Below are 17,446 nucleotides of genomic sequence, written 5' to 3' on the forward strand. Positions count from 1 at the left end.
TTTCTCCTCCCTGCTTTAACCTTCATGAACACGCTTACATTTAACGGCAGACTGTTTTATGAATGTTATTCTATTTTACTATGTATCTCTTTGAATTAGAAGTTGTTCGAGGCCTTCCTTTATTACATTTTGGGGTATCTGCCGTGGATTTGCAAGCTGCGTTCCGTAGAAAAAACCCCTTAATAACCATTTCCTGGTTATTAAGGGGCGGGAAGTGTTAAAGCTGTCGAACGGCTCGTGGTATATCAGCTGCCTGGGTGACGGCGCTGATAACTGCTACCCCATCAGCACCTGCGGAAAGGACATCCTTAGAGTTTCCACAACTGATGCCGCCAATTCCGACTATCGGCAAAGAGGAGTATTTTCTCCTCAACTCTCTTACCCATTCAGGACCGACAGGATTTTTCGCATCTGCCTTGGTAGTGGTGGGAAACATGGGTCCTGCACCCAGGTAGTCCACCGCTGCTATCGTGCTTTTCTCAACCTCCTCCCAGCTTGATACGGATAATCCGATGATTTTGTCGGGAAAAATTTCACGCAGATCGGCAGGCGATTCATCGCTTTGACCGACATGTATCCCATCTGCATCGAGTGATTCAGCCAGGTCTGTATCATCATTGATGATAAACAGGACACCATGTTGCTTGCAGATTTGCCGTAAAAGCAACCCTAGTTGTACTTTTTCTTTTCCTTGTAAAGCTCCTTCTCCTTTTTCCCGGTATTGAAAGGCGGTGATCCCCCCCTTGATGGCTGCTCTTAAAATTTCTTCCGGTGCTCGGTCGCAATTAACGCTGCCCATCACTAAATATTTACGGAGCCTATCTTTTAATTTCACGAGTTTGTCCTCCTCAGTTGAGCAGTTTCCAGAGAAAGAGCATCGATAAATGCAGGTACAAACGTGCCTGGTCCGGTAACCGCAACACTATTCGCGGCATACTCGGCTGCTAACCCATAAAACTCTACCGCTGCCAGTGCCTTCCTTTCAGCCGTGCCTTCTACTGTCAGACAAGCAGCCAAGATCGATCCTAACAGACAGCCTGCTCCGGTTACTTTAGAAAGGATGGCATGCCCGGTCTCATTGGTTTCCATACGCTTACCATTACAGACTACATCCGTAGCACCCGATACGACCGCCAACGTGCTGTAACGGTTAGCTACCTGTTTTGCCACCTCACCGATATCCCCCGATCCGCGCGATTCGACACCTTTCATTTCCCAGGAAATATCGACAAGGTTCGCTAGTTCAGCAGCATTCCCTTTGATAGCTGTCGGTTGGACTACTTGTAATATTTCCTCGACGGCATGTCTGCGAAAAGGGGTTGCGGCCACACCAACTGGGTCTAGGACAACCGGAAGGCCCTTGTCGTTGGCTGCCTGTCCCGCTTTTACCATGGCTGGAATCTCTGGAGCAGTCAGCGTGCCAATATTAATTAGCAGGCCATCGGCATTGGCAGCCATTTCTGCTGCTTCCTCTTCAGCTTTTGCCATGACTGGCGCTCCACCAAAAGAGAGCAGGCCATTAGCTGTAAAATTCATAACCACCTGATTGGTCAGATGATGGATGAGTGGTGTATTTTTTCTAACCTCTTCGATTACATTCACTGCCTGACCTCCTCCCGTATCGCCCAGTGATTCGTTGGACCGTTTCCATATCCCAGGTTGAATGCATGGCGTATCGCTGCTGTAATATAATGCTTCGAGCGTTCTACCGCCCTCACTAATGGAAGGCCCTGGCTTAAAAAGGCCGTAATTGCCGCAGAATACGTGCACCCGGTGCCATGCGTGTTTTTGGTAGAAATCCGGTCTGTTTCAAATACATGCACTTTATTACCGTCATATAACACATCAATGGCTGCCTCTTGCAGGTGTCCTCCTTTGATAAGGGCTGCTCCTGCTCCGAAGCCATGGACAATATGCGTTGCCGCTTCCTTCATATCGGCTACTGTCTCCACCTTTTCTTCCGTAATATAGGCTGCCTCAGCGATATTTGGTGTGATGAGAGTGGTGAGTGGAATCAGCTGCTGACGTAAATATTGCCGTGCCTCCGGTTCAATCAGTGCTTCACCGCTTGTCGCTACCATCACAGGGTCCATGACATAAGGCACCTGGAGTTCAGGAAGCGTATCAACTATCACTTTCATCATTTCTTGATTAGCAATCATGCCAGTTTTCACCGCGTGGATAGGCATATCGGAAACGATGGATGCCAGCTGCTGCTGGATCATCGCTGTCGGCAAATGATGAACAGCCTGGACGCCTGTTGTATTCTGTGCCGTCACGGACGTGAGAACGGACATACCGTAGCATTTCAGCTCTTGAAAGGTTTTTAAATCAGCCTGAATGCCTGCTCCGCCACTTGAATCGCTTCCCGCTATCGTAAGAGCACAAGGGGTTGCGGTACTCATCGTTGCATCACCCTTTTCTTCACCGGCCATTCTTCACACGTATAAGCCATCTCCCAGAATGCAAGTTCCAGCTGACAGCTTTTTCGAAAAGCTTCTTTCATGCGAATGCGTTGCCGCCCGGATGCTTCTTCAGCTAATCTATCCAGTCGTTCGCACAGCTTTCCAGTCAGGCCTCTCACCTCTGCCTCTGCATAGAAAGTTATCCATGGATAAAATGGATGATCATCATTCGGTTTATATTTTTCCATCAGTACCTGACCGATTTCCAGGTAAGTCCATGGACATGGCAGCAGGGCACAAAGAATTTCAGCTAAGTCTCCTGTTTGGGCATGGTACATCATGTGCTTGATATAGTGGTCTGCCGTTGGCGGGAGCGGGTACCCTTGCATATCTTCATAAACTACACCCGCCTGCTCACAAAAGTTATGGTGTGGATGGGTTTCACTGTTTAAAACAAAGCCTATTTGATCATGGAAGAGAGATATATCGTCTCGATTGCTTGATTTAGAGACGGCAATACCATAAATGTGCATAAATGCATTCAAATACTCAAAGTCTGCCTTAATATAGTGCTTAAGGGCTTCTTTAGGCACCTTACCTTTTCCAATTCCGTCTACAAATGGATGGTTGAATATCTCCTTAAATATAGCGTCATTTTCTTTTCTTAAACTTTCTGTGAAAGTCATGGTAAGCCTCCTTTAATAGTCAGGAAGCTACTAGGGGGAATAAAAGTAGATAGATAGAGGGTAATGAAGTTAGTCCTCTCCTACTTCCCTGCGCTGGCATTATCCAGATCAGGTTCCAAGGGACAAAGGAAAGATTCCTTATCTCAGCTGAACGCGCCCCTAGCAGTTTTCCGTAAATGGGTTATTTAAGAAACTCTTCTTACAGAATGAAATAATTGATCTTACCTGATTTTTATGACGTACCGATAGCTACAAACACCGCCATCGTCGTAAACAGAAGCGTCCGGTTCATCTTCTTCCTCCTTTCTCTACCGGGGGTGTCTGAAATGAAAAAAGCCAGATCCTCAGAGGACCTGACTTGGTAGGTTAAAAGAAAATAGACGTATCTTCCGACTACTTCCCTCCGCTGGTACTAACCAGATCAGGTCTATAAGAGTCGGAAAGCTTTACGCGCTTTCCTCTCAGCCCGCCATTCAGGGCACCCCTAGTAGTGTTCATAGTTATTCATTTGAATGTTACATATATATCATAGCAAAGATCCGTCAGCGCTTTCAATAGCTATTATTGATTGTTTACAGGCTTTCCAACAACAAGTACATACCGGTAAAAAGTAGAATGATATAGGTTCCCACCCGAAACAGCCGCTGGCTAATCCTATGAAACAACAGCTGCCCCAGAATGAGTCCGGCAAACACCACCGGTAAAGCAAGCCCACTCGCTTTCCACACCTCCAAATTAGTTCCTGCGAATACCACTTGAATGATTAAACTAACCAAATAGATGAATAAATAGAAAGCAAGTGTCGTTGCGCGCAGTTTTTCCTTATTCGTATCGGTACCGGAAAAGTAAAGGAGAATTGGCGGTCCGGGCATACCGATACTGGTCGTCATCGCCCCCGATAAGCCTCCTACTACAAAGTCCCTTTGTAGAGACTGATGGGTTCGGAACCGAAAGATCAAAAGTACGGTCAACACTAAAATGACGATGCTGATACCGAGCTTCAATTTCGTCATATCTGCCAGCAGAAACAGGAGGATACCAGCAGGAAGCCCTCCCACACTTCCGATCACGAATCTTTTTAACACACCGAGGTCGACATCCTGGCTGATTTTTCTGATCAACACAGCAGATATGACAAGAGAAAGTGCCAGATTAATCTGGATAGCCTCTCTGGGTTCAAATAGAAATAGTAAAAACGGCGTCGCCATGATGGAAAAGCCGAAGCCGGTACTCGTTTGTAAAATAGAAGCAATAAGAATAATGACTATGAATACGAGCAGGGAATCCACATAAACACCTTCTGTCTGAGACTTTTAAACTTCCTTTTGCTTTATAGCAAGACAGCATCCTTTTCACCAATGTATAGAAAGTATATAATCAAAGAAGATTGTCAAAAAATATCAATATTTTTTCGCGTGAATGATGTCTTTCTATGATAACATGTTGATGTTATTGGTTTTGGTTTAAAATAAAAATATCTACATAGATACAGGAGTGTAATTATGGCGGAAAACAAAGGATCCATGAAGTTTATTGTAATACTGACGGTCGTAGTCATTGGACTGATCGCTGCTTTTGTTATGTTAGACAATAATGGCAATGGCGGTGAAAGCGATACGGCTTCTTCCGGCGGTGATGCTCCGGCAATCGATGGTCACCCGACAATCGGGGAATCGGATGCACCGGTTGAAATCGTGGAATTTGGAGATTACTTGTGCCCGGCATGTAAAGTATGGAGCGACCAGGCATTTCCCCTGGTAAAACAGGATTACATTGACACCGGAGATGCCAACTTCACGTATATCAATGTGCTATTCCATGGCGAGGACTCCGAGCTTGCATCCTCGGCAGGCGAAGCGGTTTATAAACAGGACCCTGATGCATTCTGGGATTTTTCCAAAGCGTTATATGAAGCCCAGCCGGAAGAGCATGAGGAAGGCTGGCTGACGAAAGAAAAGATCATTGAAGTAGCGGAAGATAGCGTGCCATCTATTGATACCGCACAGATGAACGAAGATATGGACTCTGAAGAGATCCAGCAGGAAGTGGAAAAAGATGACAACCTGGTCAAGGAACATGGCGTCCAGGTTACACCGACCATCATGATCAATGGCGACATGGTGGAAGATCCATTTAATTATGAAGAAATCTCTACGAAAATTGAAAAGGCGATAGAGGAAAGCAATGAATAAGAAAACGAATGGTCAGCCAATTTTTCTTTATCTGGCATGGCTCGCTGCTGTCATTGCTACGTTAGGCAGCCTTTACTTCAGTGAAATAAGAGAGTTCATTCCGTGTGAATTATGCTGGGTACAACGGATTTTCATGTACCCGCTCAGCATTATTCTTGGTATCGCGACTTTCCTGAATGACCGCAGCATCATTAAATATGCCTTGCCGCTTTCCATCATTGGCGGACTGGTTTCCATTTTTCATTATATGGAGCAAAAAGTCCCTGGATTTGCGAGCATCAAACCTTGCGTCGGCGGTGTTCCTTGCAGTGCGGAATATATCAACTGGCTAGGGTTCATTACGATCCCTTTCCTGGCACTCCTTGCCTTTACACTGACTACAATTTTCTTATTCATCGCAAGGAAGAAATAAACTTTTTAAGCTTAGAGCCTGACACAGATGCTCTGAGCTTATTTTTTGTGGTAATGGGAAAGCTGTTTTAAAGAATGTATGACTCTTAGGACATATGTCCTTTCCAAAACTTTCAACTTCCTTTTAAATAAATGCAGAAAAGGAGGATGAAGGATGAAAGGTGCTTTATTTTCCCTGCTTGGAGGAATCTGTATCACGATGCAGGGAATATTCAACGCAAGAATGAGCGATGCGATTGGTGGATGGCATACGACGGTAATGGTCCATATCGTAGCCTTTACAATCGCTATGATTATTTATATAAAAGTAAGAGATGGAAAAGGAAAGAGCTTTAGAAACGTTCCATTTCTATATTTAATTGGAGGGTCATTTGGTGTCATTGTCGTTTTTTCAGAGTTGACAGCCATTCACAGTATTGGCCCTGCCGCAGCTATTGCTATCCTTCTCGTTGCACAGATAGGAACGGCGTTTATTATAGAATCACAAGGATGGTTCGGGGAAAAGAGAATTCCAATTACGCTGCGGCAAGGACTCGGGCTAACGATGATGCTTGCCGGTGTTATTCTTTTTCAATTGTAAAAGAAGGTGTGTAAACGGTGAAAGAATTCAAAACCGCTGATGCAGAAGTCTATATCAAGCGTTATGAGCTTAGTAAGGTCTTTCCAGAGCATTTCAGACCCCTAATGAAGGTTTATCAGTTCAAGAAAGGAAATGTGTTATTCTCAGCAGGCGACGAGCTGGAGGAACTCTATATTCTGGTGGATGGGAAAATAAAAATCTTTACGCTTACTCCTGAAGGAAAATCATTAATCAACCGGTTCAAGCGTCCTCTGGAGCTCATCGGAGATGTGGAGTATGTCAAAAGAAATACGGTGTTCAATTCCGTTGAGGCTGTAACGGATGGCGTGATGCTTGCAGCGTCATTTGCCGATTTGGCGAATCTGGAACAAGATCACCCGCCATTTACACGTTTTTTACTGGAAACGTTAGCCCGAAAGTTTTATACCGAAGCCCATACCACGAACCTTAACATGCTTTACCCGGTGGAAGTGCGGCTCGCCAGCTATTTATTATCGATTTCCTCCGTCAGTGAAGGAACGATTTTCCATCAGGAAATGCATACATCGAATTTAATGGAGCTGGCTGAATGGTTAGGCACCAGTTATCGTCATTTAAATCGTGTGTTAAAGAAGATGGCGTCTGACAATATCATTGAACGGGCTAATGGCTCGATTGCTATTAAAGACCTGGAAAAGCTCAGCATCCTTGCAAAAGGGAACATCTATGAATAAGGAGGAACATCAATGACTGGAGTGTTATTAGCGGTTATTGCAGGTATTTTAATCAGCCTGCAGAATGTATTCAATGCCAGAGTTAGTGAAAAAACAGGTCCGTGGGCAACGACTTCTCTTGTATTGGGGCTAGGGCTTATCTGTTCATTACCCGTCTTTTATTCCATCGAGAAAAAAAGCATTTTAGAATTTGGAAATGTGAATCCTGTATTTTTGTTTGGGGGAGTATTTGGCGTAGGGATCGTTTTCTTTTTAATGAGAGGGGTAACTTTGATTGGCCCGGCTTACGCCATTTCAATTGCACTTATTTCGCAAATTGTGATAGCTTTTATTATTAATACAGGCGGTTGGTTTGGGTTTGAAGCTTCTGCCCTTTCCTGGCAGAAGCTGCTCGGAATTGCTTTATTAATCGGCGGAGTTCTTGTCTACAAGCTGGAGAAACAGACCAGTGAGAACAAGCGTGAACAGGAAGCAGGAAAGTCAGCTTCTTTTAAAAGAAAGCAGGCTTCCTACTCGGCTAAACAGGAATTTTATCAGGAAAGGTCCTAAAGATGTAGTCCTCTCGTGTTTAGGAGCAGAAAAGAGCGAATTTTATAATTCCTAGACAGTGAAAAAAGAAGCCGTCTCTGGGGAACGGCTTCTTTTTCATTTGGCTCTATTGTACCGGTACTTCGATGCCCAATAATGGCGGATATTGCTGTGACCCGAAGATATCTCCCTCTCCAGGGTCTCCGCTTGGTGCAAACCGACGGATCGTGAATTTAATGGCATTGGCCGGGTCATACTCGACAAAATCAGTAATCCGGTCCTCTTCGATATTGTACAGGGAAGCAAGCTTTTCCCTGTTGATCGATTTACTGTTCTTCACCATCTCATAGGTATCTTTTTCTTTAAAAATGATATCAAACGTAATTTTATCGGTACCGGCATTTTTACTGCGAATGGTTTTTGCCAGTTCATTTAAAGTACTTGTCTTCATTTCCATTCCTCCTCTTAGGCCTTTACTGGTTCGCCGATCATTTCTGTACGTACATCAAACAACTCCAACGGATCATCGACTGGCATGGTGTGGTTCATGGTCCAGGAGTAGGATGCTGTTGCAGGTAAGACATCATCGACAATGAATGCGGCTGTTCCAGCTGTACCTTTCACCTCTGGAAGGCGTGCGTAGAATATCTGCCGGGTGCCGAATAATGTCAGTGCTTCTGCCTCTTCGGCTGTTTCAGCAATCCCTTCCACGACTATACACAACTCATGGGATTTGATTTCTTTTACCGGCTCAAGGTCGCCCATGACACCGTTTTTACCAAAGACACGGAAGCTGATCTTATAATCCTGGTCTTTGAACTCCTCAGCCACTTGCTGTTCTGCCATCTCTACTACTTTATCGATGTTTTGAATGGTATAAGGATCCCGGACACCGGCGATTCCAATATATTTTTCACCATTTTTACCGGAACCTTCTAATTTGACTTTCACTTTTCCTTCCACTGGAACAAACTCCATGCCAGTGATGCGTGTCGTCTTCTCATCATACTGCTCATATTTGCAATTGGTCATATCCAGCATGCCGCCTGCGACATATTCAAAATAAGGGTTGGCACGTTCATACATGGCATGGCCCGCTACAGAGGCAATTGTACAGCGCTGGTTCGGATGCATCGCCGTGACTTTTACATCTTCATGGCTAATCGTTCCGACGACACTTTCCTTGGCACCATAAGGTTCAGCACAAAAGGAAGCGCATTCAAGAACTTTCCCAAGATAGTATGATTGTGCTTCCGGGAAGCCTTCCCTGATCGCTGGTGCTGCAAAAATGGCACAATCACTGGAGCGACCGCCAATGACAACATCCGCTCCCATATCCAATGCCTTGATGTAAGGGTGGACGCCTGCAACTCCGACGATACGTTCTGTTTTATCGACTTCTTCTTTCGAAAGCGGTGGGCGTTCATCCAGCCCCTCGATGATGACGTCCTGATCTATTTTACCTTTCACATCTTCCTTATCGACTTCTGAGTAAAAATATCCGATTTTAAAAGGAGGAAGATTATGTTCCGCTGCAATCTCCTTGATTAAATCTACATACATATCAACACGGCTGTTGGATCCGGAGTCTCCTGCTGATCCGACAAGCATAGGTACATTCTGTTCTCGTGCGGCAAGAAGCATTAATTCCAGGTCATGTTTCTGCCATTTACGCATGCTGACGGAACGGTCAGCTCCAAGGGCAGTTGCCCCGATATCATCACTTCCGGAATCACAGCAATAATAATCCGGTTTCGTAGCCGCTGCTATTTTAAAACTTTCTTCTTTCGTGGGTGCGAATCCTAAGTGGCCATTCGGGCACACAATGCGAAGTTGCTCTTTCATGTAAAAGTTCCCCTTTCGGAAAATAAAAGTGTATGACATGTTATAACCAGTTGAACCGAGTATAAGACATCTAAATTTGTTTGTCAATTCTGAATTTTAAAATTGTTATTTTCAATCATTATTTATTGCCCCGACCATCAGGATAACCACCACGTAGGGCGGGGCACTGGAATCTATTAAATTCCTGAATCATTTAAGAGTATCCATCAAAAAAAGAACCTATGTTTAATAGGTTCACTGGATGGATCTTGTTATGAAAAATTTGTATTTATCACCTTTATAGTAAGAAGTACGGTATTCGATTGCTCTGTCTTCAGCATAAATGATCGATGTCACTTTAAAGATGGGTGTTACTTCGTCCAATCTTAATATTTTTGCAAGCCGATCATCGGAAAGCACAGATTCAAACGTCTGCTTACTATGGGTCGGCGATATGGCTCCTATATTTTTATATAAATCTAATGTCGTAAACGGTCTTCCCGCTTTCTTTTCCTCCCTGGCTGCTTCAATCACCTGTTTACCGATATCTATTGGAAAGAAGCTGTCGTAGAATACTATCGGCAATTCATCCCCATACCCGACCAGTTGCAGGTTATAAAGGCTGTCTATCATATCAACCCCTAATAACGTACCAAGCTGCAAATCTGTCACTGTCATTTCAGCTTTAACGATATCAGTAGATGCCACCAGTCCTTGCTGGGATAAAGTAGATTGAAAGCTATCCACCTTGCTTAGTTCCTGCTTGATCGTAGGTGTTGCTACAAACGTCCCTTTACCATGTGTACGATATAACAGGCCTTCATTCACCGCCAGATCGATCGCCTGCCTGACGGTTATTCTGCTGACTTCATAATCCTTCCCGAGTTCCCGTTCGGAAGGTATCTGCTGTTCCGGCGCCCATTCCCCAGCGTTTATTTTATCTGCTATGATGTTTTTCAATTGTATGTAAAGCGGAGTCGAGCGATCTCGTTTGATATCCAACATTTCCTCACCATCATTCTCTAATAGTTGTATGCACTGATTATAACAACATTTATGACCAGATAAAACTATTACGCTGTTAAATTATAGTAATACACAAGTTTTTTAAAAAATTGTTTGATAATTATTAATAATCTGATATAATCGAAAATACATTACATGTTATAACCAGTTGAAATAGTGTTAACGTCAAAACTTTTATTTTTACCATTAACTGAAAGCGCTTTTATGGAGGTGTACGTATGGGAATCCCTTTACCGATGTTTTACTTGATCGGCTTGATTGTTTTTGTTGCTGTCCTGTTCATTGGCTTTAAGCGTCCGATGTACGAAGTCATGACACTTTCCTTCTTTTTCATCGTCCTGATATCCGGCCAGTTGGATATCATGTGGTCCGCTCTTCTTTATCCATCAACCAGCAGCTTATTTTATGCCATCTTCGCATTTATGGTGGTTGCTGTGTTATTTGATGCTACCAAAGTAGTTCAACGCATCATCAATCTCATGCTGTCCGTTGTAGGAAAATTCCGAGGCGGGGCTGGTTATGTTTCTTTATTAGGAAGCACGTTCATGGCCTCTCTTTCCGGTACTGGTCCTGGAAACGTGGCAGCTACCGGAGTATTCACCATTCCGACTATGAAGAAAGCAGGTTACCCTGCCCCATTAGCTGCTACAACTGAAATGTCCTCCAGTATGCTCGGGAATATTATCCCTCCGTCCGGAATTGTCCTGTTAACCTTTGGAATATTGAACGAAGTCAACCCTGGCAGTATTACCCTCAGCCAGTGGATCATCGCTGCCTATGGTATCGGCTTATGGTTCTTCGTTCAGCGCTGGCTCACGTTATGGGGGCTTTGCAAGTACTATAAAGTACAACCCATTGCGAAAAAAGAACTCCCGTCTTTCAACAAAAGCCTCCGTATCGGCTGGCCGGCACTGGTTTTGCCTGCATTGATTTTTGTACCACTGTTTGCTGATGCTCAGTTCAAAGACCTGATCACTGCTCGTATTGGAGCGGATGGATCGGACGCTTTTTCTGCATCGGTTCTTATGTTCACCCCTGCGATAGCAGGTGCCTATGCGATCGGAATTGGAAAGAAAGCTTTTTTCAACACGAAACGCTCTCATATGGACAGACTGATTGAAGTTTTCAAAGACTCCTTGCCCCAAGTAGTTCCGATCGGTATCACCATTTACATGGCGTACGCCACTTCCCAGGTATTCATCGGCATGCAGATGGAAGAAGTTATCCGCAACTGGTTTGTTTCGATGGGGATGACGATTCCAGTGATGATTCTGATTCTGCCGTTTTTCTTCATGCTGCTTGGCATGGTGCTTCCTGGTTCCGCACAAATCGCTATCCTTGGCGGTGCCATGATTGGTGCGTTTGGTGCCCTTGGAGGAGATCCGGTACTATTTGCCCTCATGCTTCCTGCCATGACCGGCGCACTGGAAGGAATGACTCCACCGCTGGCACTCGGGCTTTTTGTCGCCATGGGGATTGCAGGGTCTGGATTCAAAGAAACCTCGAAGCTCGCGATTATTTGGATACTGCTCCATGTGGTGTTAAGTATCATCTTATTGACTGGTGTCCTTCCGATTTTTGGACTATAACCCGGAGGTGTGTATAATGAAAAAAACGATTACTAATCTTTTCGCTAATCTATATGCCTGGATTGCTTTTTTGACGATGTCCCTTGGACTGTTGACTGCTGTCATGTTTGGCGCTTCCCTTGTCATCGGCGGCAGTGCCGGTGAGTCTGTTGCTGTATTGGCAGGAAACATGATGAGCTGGGGCATCCGGTTCGCTGCCATAGCGATGGTAGTGGGTATTGTCCATACCTATGCTGCAAAAGAACACAGCCTGACACTAAAATCTGAATCAAAAGAAGTAGCAGATAAGGAAATTCAAAATGCACGTGTAGAGGAAGCGATGTAATTAAACGAGGTGAAACGTTTTGAAACCTTGGGTTGGTGTCACTGTCCACATGGACGAGGGGAAAGAGGACGACCTATACCCTCATCATCCTTTGTTATATGTGGAGCGTGACTATATACAAGCATTAGAAGAGCATGATATGAATCCTGTATTAATTCCGGTATTGAGTAATGCGGGTAATGTTCCTGACTACCTGGAAAAGCTGGATGGTCTTATCATGACCGGCGGTGGCTATTTAAACTTAAGTAAACCGTTGTCTGCCTCTACCCGCCTTCGGGAAACGGGCAGCAAACGGTTCGCTTTTGAAGAACAGTTTTTGAAAGCGGCTGTAGAGAGTGGGATGCCTGTACTTGGTGTCTGCCGGGGCATGCAAATGATCAATGAAGTGTTTGGAGGAAATCTACAAAACCTCAAGAACAACGACCACCACCAGGAGGTAAAAGGACTTGAGGGCTCTCTTCCTGTTCATGGTTTAGAGCTCGATAGTTCTTCTTACCTGGCAAATATTATCGGCAATAAGCCATTACAAGTGAATTCACGCCATCGTCAGGTCATCAGCCAGACAGGCAAAGGCCTGAAACCTGTCGCCTGGTCCAAAGACGATCAGTTGATCGAAGCCATTGAAAGTGTAGAAGACAGGTGGTTAATCGGCCTGCAATTCCACCCGGAACAACTATATAAAAAGGAACAAAGATGGTCCTTGCTGTTTCAACCTTTCAAAGATGCAGCACTAGCCTATCGGAATTCCCAGGTTTAGTCAAAAAGTACAAAGGCGCGTTGCCTTTGTACTTTTTTAATGCATGAAACATTTTATTTGGTGCCCGTTTCCTGTAATTGTTAAACTGTACGTATGTTTTAAGATTCAAACTTTGATAGAAAGAAGTGGAATAACATGTCTTCTGAATATAAAACATTACAGGAAATGCCGTTTTCCGTACTGGATTTGGCTCCCATCATTGAAGGCGGGACACCGCGGGATGCTTTCAAAAATACAGTAGATTTGGCTCAGCAAGCAGAAAAGCTGGGATACAACCGCTATTGGCTGGCAGAACACCATAATATGCCGTTCATTGCCAGTTCGGCTACTTCTGTCATCATTGGTCATGTCGCTGAAAATACATCTACCATCCGGGTCGGCTCCGGTGGCATCATGCTCCCTAATCACGCTCCTCTGATTATTGCTGAGCATTTCGGCACCCTGGAGTCGCTTTATCCAGGACGGATTGACCTTGGACTGGGACGAGCTCCCGGAACGGATCAACTGACCGCTCAGGCCCTTAGAAGAGGACGAAGAAGCGATGGACAGGACTTCCCTCAGCTTCTCCAGGAATTAAGGGCTTATTTCGATCCTGCATTAGCTGTTAGCGAAAAGCCGATCCGTGCCGTACCTGGACAAGGGCTGGACATTCCAATTTGGCTGCTTGGCTCCAGCGGATTCAGCGCACAGCTTGCCGGACAGCTCGGTTTGCCATTCTCGTTTGCCAGTCACTTTTCACCAAACAATACGCTGGCAGCGCTTGATTTATACCGCCGACACTTCCAGCCTTCAGAAGCGCTTGAAGAACCTCACGCCATGATGGGCTTGAATGTAGTTGCTGCGGAAACAGATGAGGAAGCGGAATATCTGGCGACTTCCCTTTACCAGCAATTCCTGAACCTGATCCGCAACGATGAAGTACCATTGCAGCCTCCAGTGGATAATATGGACGAACTGTGGTCGCCGCATGAACATGCTGCATTACAACAACAGCTGGGTGCTTCGATCATCGGCAGCAGAGAAACAGTGAAGCGGAAGCTGGAAGAATTTATTGAGGAAACAAAAGCGGATGAGATTATGGTTACTTCTCAAATCTATGATCACGGGAAACGTCTGCGTTCATTTGAAATTGTGGCAGACATCATGAATGAAAAATAATAGTAAGAGTCAGGCTCAACAGCAGCCTGGCTCTTCTTTTATCATTTTTGATAGGATTCCAGCATCGCTATTCTTTCCATCATCGTCGGATGCCCGTAACGCAAGTATTTTACCAGGGCAGGCGGGTTGACATCGCTGAGCGATGTGACGGTCAATTGCTGAAACGACCCCACGGCGGCCTCCCTATCCTGTGTCATTTCTATCGCATATTCATCAGCCGACTTCTCGGCACTTCGCGAGACAGCGAGTTCCACCGGGTTAGCAATAAAGGACAACAAAGAAAAAATCAAGAGCAGCGCTGGAAGAGACGCGACATCCGTAACCCCTTTTACCTTCCATATGTTTCCCCACCGGTTAATAACCACATGGAAAATACGATAACCGACGTATAATCCACCGAACGTGACGGCAATAGATCCTATCAACATCCATAATAAATGGTTTTTTACATAATGGCCGATTTCATGCGCCATAATGAACAGCACTTCTGATTCGTCCAGTTTATTCAAGGTCGTATCCCACAATACGATACGAAGGTTCGACCCAATGCCATTGACATAAGCGTTCATGGCGTTAGTTTTCTCGGACATATCAACTTCATAAACACGGTCCGCCGGGATCTCCGCTTGTTCGGCCATCGCCAGTATTTTTTCTTCCAGCTGAGGATTGCTCAACCGGGAAAAGTCATTGTAAAGCGGGTCGATGACAACCGGCTGGATGTACATCATAAAAATCATAAATGGAATCATCAATATCCAGGCATATAACCACCAGCGTTTTTGAAAGCGCCGGATTAACATATAAAGGACCGTAATGAGCAGTGCCATAATAAGTGTACCGATCCAGAAGCTGATCAATTGATCGCGCATCCATCCCGTGAAGCTTTGTGTCCCGATCCCATAGTTGACCGACAGGGTCCGTCTCGCGTAATCCAGCGGGAATGTCAGCAGCCATGTCAATGTGGACAGCAGCAGTACATAAATGGGAATATTGATAAACATAAAGCGGGACACACGTTCACCGAAATCTCTGAACAGTCGTGATACCCCAAAAACCAGGACGCCGAGGTAAATCATCCACTCCAGGGGCAGGCCAAGGAAATACAACATGGATTGATAGCGGGAATAGTCCTGGCTCAGTTCAAGCTGTCGATCTGTCATGAATGTAGCCGGATCTGCCCCGGTCCCCTCGTAAGCTTCGGGCACGCCAAAATCAGCCCACCAGAATAAGTAAGCCCCCATAATGAGGGCATAAAGGATATAGATACCGGCAGTCCAAAGCACAAACCGCTTTCTCACAACGCACACCTCCACTACTTGTACTACTTCTATCTTATGTTCAAAAAAATGAATTATCTCGTTATCTACCATTTTACCATGTATGGATCGTCATCCTTTATCAGGGTTTATTGGAGTAACACCCATTTACTGTATAGAACGATTTTAGGAGCTACTCGATTCAGAGATAATTTGGTCCGTTGCTAAGTTGGAATTAGGGCGGCTGGGAAACGGTGAGACTCCTGTGGGAACAACGGACTAGGTGAGACCCCGGAAGGCGATAGCCTGAGGAGGCTCAGCGTTCGCCCGCGGAAAGCGAACCGTTTCCCACGCCCCAGTCAGTCTTTTTATAGCAAATGGAACCGATCGATGTTCAGCGAACGGGGCTTTGAGGGAATAAGGCACATAAAAAATCGTCCTTTGGCGTATAACCTGGACGATTTTTTATGTGCTATTTTCTTTTGTTTACCATTTTCATTCGAAACTTTATGGCAATACGGTGGAGCCCATGAGGTAGCGGTCGCATTCGCGGGCTGCTTCGCGTCCTTCATTGATTGCCCAGACGATCAGGCTTTGACCACGACGCATATCTCCGGCAGCAAATACGCCTTCAACATTGGTACGATAGTCGCCGTATTCCGCTTTGATAGTGGAACGTTCGGTAGTTTCGACACCAAGCTGCTTGATTAAATCCTGATCCGGACCTTTGAACCCGATAGCGAGCAGGACAAGATCAGCAGGCCATACTTTTTCAGTGCCTGGAATTTCTTCACGGATGCGTTTGCCGTTTTCATCCTTGGTCAACTTAACGTTTACCGTGTGGACTTCTTTGACGTGACCGTTTTCGTCACCGACGAATTTCTTCGTCATGACGGCATAGGCGCGTGGGTCGTCGCCTAACACAGCCGCAGCTTCTTTATGGCCATATTCGACACGGTGGACAACCGGCCATTGTGGCCATGGATTGTCTTCTGTATCACGGGCAGAAAGCTTTTTATCATAAATATCAAACTGGGTAAGACTCTTGCAATTGTGACGGACAGAAGTCGCAAGGCAGTCTGTTCCCGTGTCTCCCCCACCGATGACGATTACGTCCTTATCTTTCGCAGAGATATAATTACCATCTTCGTGGTTGGAATCCAACAAGCTCTTCGTATTGGAATGAAGGAAATCCATCGCATAATGGATACCTTTTAATTCCCTGCCGTCAGCCGGGATGTCCCGGTGCACCTGTGATCCTCCGCAGAGAATGACAGAGTCAAAGTCTTCGCGCAGTTTATCTTCTGGATAGTCTTTACCGACTTCCGTATTCGTTACGAATTCAATGCCCTCCGCTTTCAGGATATTAACGCGTCGTTCGACTACCTCATATGGCAGTTTCATCTCAGGAATGCCATAAGTCAAAAGGCCGCCGACACGGTCACTGCGTTCATATACAGTCACCCAGTGTCCGGCTTTATTCAATTGGGCAGCAGCTGCAAGTCCAGCAGGCCCAGAGCCTACTACAGCAACTTTTTTACCAGTACGCTGAGCTGGTGGTTCCGGTTTTACCCAGCCCTCATCAAATCCCTTTTCAATGATGGCGCGCTCGACACTACGGATAGCCACGGGCGGTTCATTGATGCCAAGGACGCAGGCACCTTCACAAGGTGCCGGGCAGGCGATCCCGGTGAACTCAGGGAAATTGTTGCGCTCATGCTCTTTTTTCAGTGCTTCCTGCCATTGACCACGGTATACGAGGTCATTCCATTCCGGAATCAGGTGGTTGACCGGACAGCCTGTTGTCTGTCCTTGAATTTCTGTGCCTGTATGACAGGTGGGAACGCCGCAGTCCATGCAGCGCGCCCCTTGAATTTGGACCTCTTCATCTTTCATCGGAGCTGTATAGTCCGACCAGTCTTTCGTACGTTCAGAAGGGTCACGCTCACGTTGTGATTGACGTTCGTATTCCATAAATCCTGTTGCCTTCCCCATC

At 45.5% G+C, this 17,446-nt stretch carries 19 protein-coding genes and 2 riboswitches; of the genes, 9 read left to right on the forward strand and 10 right to left on the reverse strand.

What is annotated here, in order from left to right:
* Positions 1-217: 217 nt before the first annotated feature.
* The 5 genes from thiE to ACGTNI_RS11595 form a co-directional block, all read right to left on the reverse strand.
* A complete protein-coding gene (thiE, locus tag ACGTNI_RS11575; protein WP_394462533.1) occupies positions 218-835 on the reverse strand; it encodes a thiamine phosphate synthase in 618 nt (205 codons plus the stop codon).
* The gene (gene thiM / locus ACGTNI_RS11580; RefSeq protein WP_394462535.1) at positions 832-1,602 is read right to left on the reverse strand and encodes a hydroxyethylthiazole kinase; all 771 of its coding nucleotides are present in this window, start codon (positions 1,600-1,602) and stop codon (positions 832-834) included. The genes thiE and thiM overlap by 4 nt, the downstream gene beginning before the upstream one ends.
* Positions 1,599-2,405: a bifunctional hydroxymethylpyrimidine kinase/phosphomethylpyrimidine kinase gene (gene thiD / locus ACGTNI_RS11585; protein WP_394462537.1), complete on the reverse strand. Its 807-nt coding sequence runs from the start codon at positions 2,403-2,405 to the stop codon at positions 1,599-1,601. The genes thiM and thiD overlap by 4 nt, the downstream gene beginning before the upstream one ends.
* Positions 2,402-3,091 carry a thiaminase II gene (gene tenA / locus ACGTNI_RS11590; RefSeq protein ID WP_394462539.1) on the reverse strand — a complete coding sequence of 230 codons (690 nt, stop codon included), beginning with the start codon at positions 3,089-3,091 and terminating at the stop codon, positions 2,402-2,404. The genes thiD and tenA overlap by 4 nt, the downstream gene beginning before the upstream one ends.
* A 68-nt stretch (positions 3,092-3,159) precedes the next feature.
* Positions 3,160-3,262, reverse strand: a riboswitch (TPP riboswitch).
* A gap of 210 nt (positions 3,263-3,472) precedes the next feature.
* Positions 3,473-3,587, reverse strand: a riboswitch (TPP riboswitch).
* 76 nt (positions 3,588-3,663) lie between these two features.
* Positions 3,664-4,380 (reverse strand): sulfite exporter TauE/SafE family protein, encoded by a 717-nt coding sequence (locus ACGTNI_RS11595; protein ID WP_394462541.1) that lies wholly within the window; start codon positions 4,378-4,380, stop codon positions 3,664-3,666.
* Positions 4,381-4,593: 213 nt separating this feature from the next.
* Between ACGTNI_RS11595 and ACGTNI_RS11600 the strand changes: the two genes are divergently transcribed.
* The 5 genes from ACGTNI_RS11600 (at position 4,594) to ACGTNI_RS11620 (ending at position 7,536) form a co-directional block, all read left to right on the forward strand.
* Positions 4,594-5,283 carry a DsbA family protein gene (locus ACGTNI_RS11600; protein ID WP_394462543.1) on the forward strand — a complete coding sequence of 230 codons (690 nt, stop codon included), beginning with the start codon at positions 4,594-4,596 and terminating at the stop codon, positions 5,281-5,283.
* A complete protein-coding gene (locus tag ACGTNI_RS11605) occupies positions 5,276-5,695 on the forward strand; it encodes a disulfide oxidoreductase (RefSeq protein WP_394462545.1) in 420 nt (139 codons plus the stop codon). Before ACGTNI_RS11600 ends, ACGTNI_RS11605 begins: the two co-directional genes overlap by 8 nt.
* A gap of 153 nt (positions 5,696-5,848) precedes the next feature.
* Complete coding sequence (locus ACGTNI_RS11610) at positions 5,849-6,274, forward strand: DMT family transporter (protein ID WP_062443098.1); 426 nt, start codon at positions 5,849-5,851, stop codon at positions 6,272-6,274.
* Positions 6,275-6,291: 17 nt separating this feature from the next.
* Positions 6,292-6,987, forward strand: a complete 696-nt coding sequence (locus ACGTNI_RS11615; protein ID WP_394462547.1) for a Crp/Fnr family transcriptional regulator — start codon at positions 6,292-6,294, stop codon at positions 6,985-6,987.
* A 12-nt stretch (positions 6,988-6,999) separates the two neighbouring features.
* Complete coding sequence (locus tag ACGTNI_RS11620; protein ID WP_394462549.1) at positions 7,000-7,536, forward strand: DMT family transporter; 537 nt, start codon at positions 7,000-7,002, stop codon at positions 7,534-7,536.
* Positions 7,537-7,642: 106 nt separating this feature from the next.
* Here the strand turns inward: ACGTNI_RS11620 and ACGTNI_RS11625 are convergent, their stop codons facing one another.
* From ACGTNI_RS11625 to ACGTNI_RS11635, 3 genes are all read right to left on the reverse strand, one after another.
* Positions 7,643-7,966 carry a DUF4387 domain-containing protein gene (locus ACGTNI_RS11625; protein ID WP_394462551.1) on the reverse strand — a complete coding sequence of 108 codons (324 nt, stop codon included), beginning with the start codon at positions 7,964-7,966 and terminating at the stop codon, positions 7,643-7,645.
* 14 nt (positions 7,967-7,980) lie between these two features.
* Positions 7,981-9,360: an acyclic terpene utilization AtuA family protein gene (locus ACGTNI_RS11630; protein ID WP_394462553.1), complete on the reverse strand. Its 1,380-nt coding sequence runs from the start codon at positions 9,358-9,360 to the stop codon at positions 7,981-7,983.
* Between the two features lie 234 nt (positions 9,361-9,594).
* On the reverse strand, positions 9,595-10,341 hold the full coding sequence (locus ACGTNI_RS11635; RefSeq protein ID WP_394462555.1) for a GntR family transcriptional regulator: 747 nt from the start codon (positions 10,339-10,341) through the stop codon (positions 9,595-9,597).
* Positions 10,342-10,583: 242 nt separating this feature from the next.
* Between ACGTNI_RS11635 and ACGTNI_RS11640 the strand changes: the two genes are divergently transcribed.
* The 4 genes from ACGTNI_RS11640 (at position 10,584) to ACGTNI_RS11655 (ending at position 14,194) form a co-directional block, all read left to right on the forward strand.
* Complete coding sequence (locus tag ACGTNI_RS11640; RefSeq protein WP_394462557.1) at positions 10,584-11,954, forward strand: TRAP transporter large permease subunit; 1,371 nt, start codon at positions 10,584-10,586, stop codon at positions 11,952-11,954.
* A 16-nt stretch (positions 11,955-11,970) separates the two neighbouring features.
* The gene (locus tag ACGTNI_RS11645; protein ID WP_085506485.1) at positions 11,971-12,279 is read left to right on the forward strand and encodes a hypothetical protein; all 309 of its coding nucleotides are present in this window, start codon (positions 11,971-11,973) and stop codon (positions 12,277-12,279) included.
* Between the two features lie 19 nt (positions 12,280-12,298).
* Positions 12,299-13,036: a gamma-glutamyl-gamma-aminobutyrate hydrolase family protein gene (locus tag ACGTNI_RS11650; protein ID WP_394462559.1), complete on the forward strand. Its 738-nt coding sequence runs from the start codon at positions 12,299-12,301 to the stop codon at positions 13,034-13,036.
* A gap of 135 nt (positions 13,037-13,171) precedes the next feature.
* A complete protein-coding gene (locus tag ACGTNI_RS11655) occupies positions 13,172-14,194 on the forward strand; it encodes an LLM class flavin-dependent oxidoreductase (RefSeq protein ID WP_394462562.1) in 1,023 nt (340 codons plus the stop codon).
* A 41-nt stretch (positions 14,195-14,235) separates the two neighbouring features.
* On the opposite strand, the gene ACGTNI_RS11660 is transcribed toward ACGTNI_RS11655, so the two are convergent.
* Both ACGTNI_RS11660 and ACGTNI_RS11665 read right to left on the reverse strand, forming a co-directional pair.
* Positions 14,236-15,492 carry a M48 family metallopeptidase gene (locus ACGTNI_RS11660; RefSeq protein WP_394462564.1) on the reverse strand — a complete coding sequence of 419 codons (1,257 nt, stop codon included), beginning with the start codon at positions 15,490-15,492 and terminating at the stop codon, positions 14,236-14,238.
* Positions 15,493-15,957: 465 nt separating this feature from the next.
* Positions 15,958-17,445, reverse strand: coding sequence for a glutamate synthase subunit beta (locus tag ACGTNI_RS11665; protein WP_085506489.1), 1,488 nt, complete (start codon positions 17,443-17,445; stop codon positions 15,958-15,960).
* Between the last annotated feature and the right edge of the window lies 1 nt (position 17,446).

Origin of the sequence: Thalassobacillus sp. B23F22_16, assembly GCF_043496955.1 — a bacterium.
In the GTDB taxonomy this organism is placed as follows: Bacteria; Bacillota; Bacilli; order Bacillales; family Halobacillaceae; genus Thalassobacillus; species Thalassobacillus devorans_A.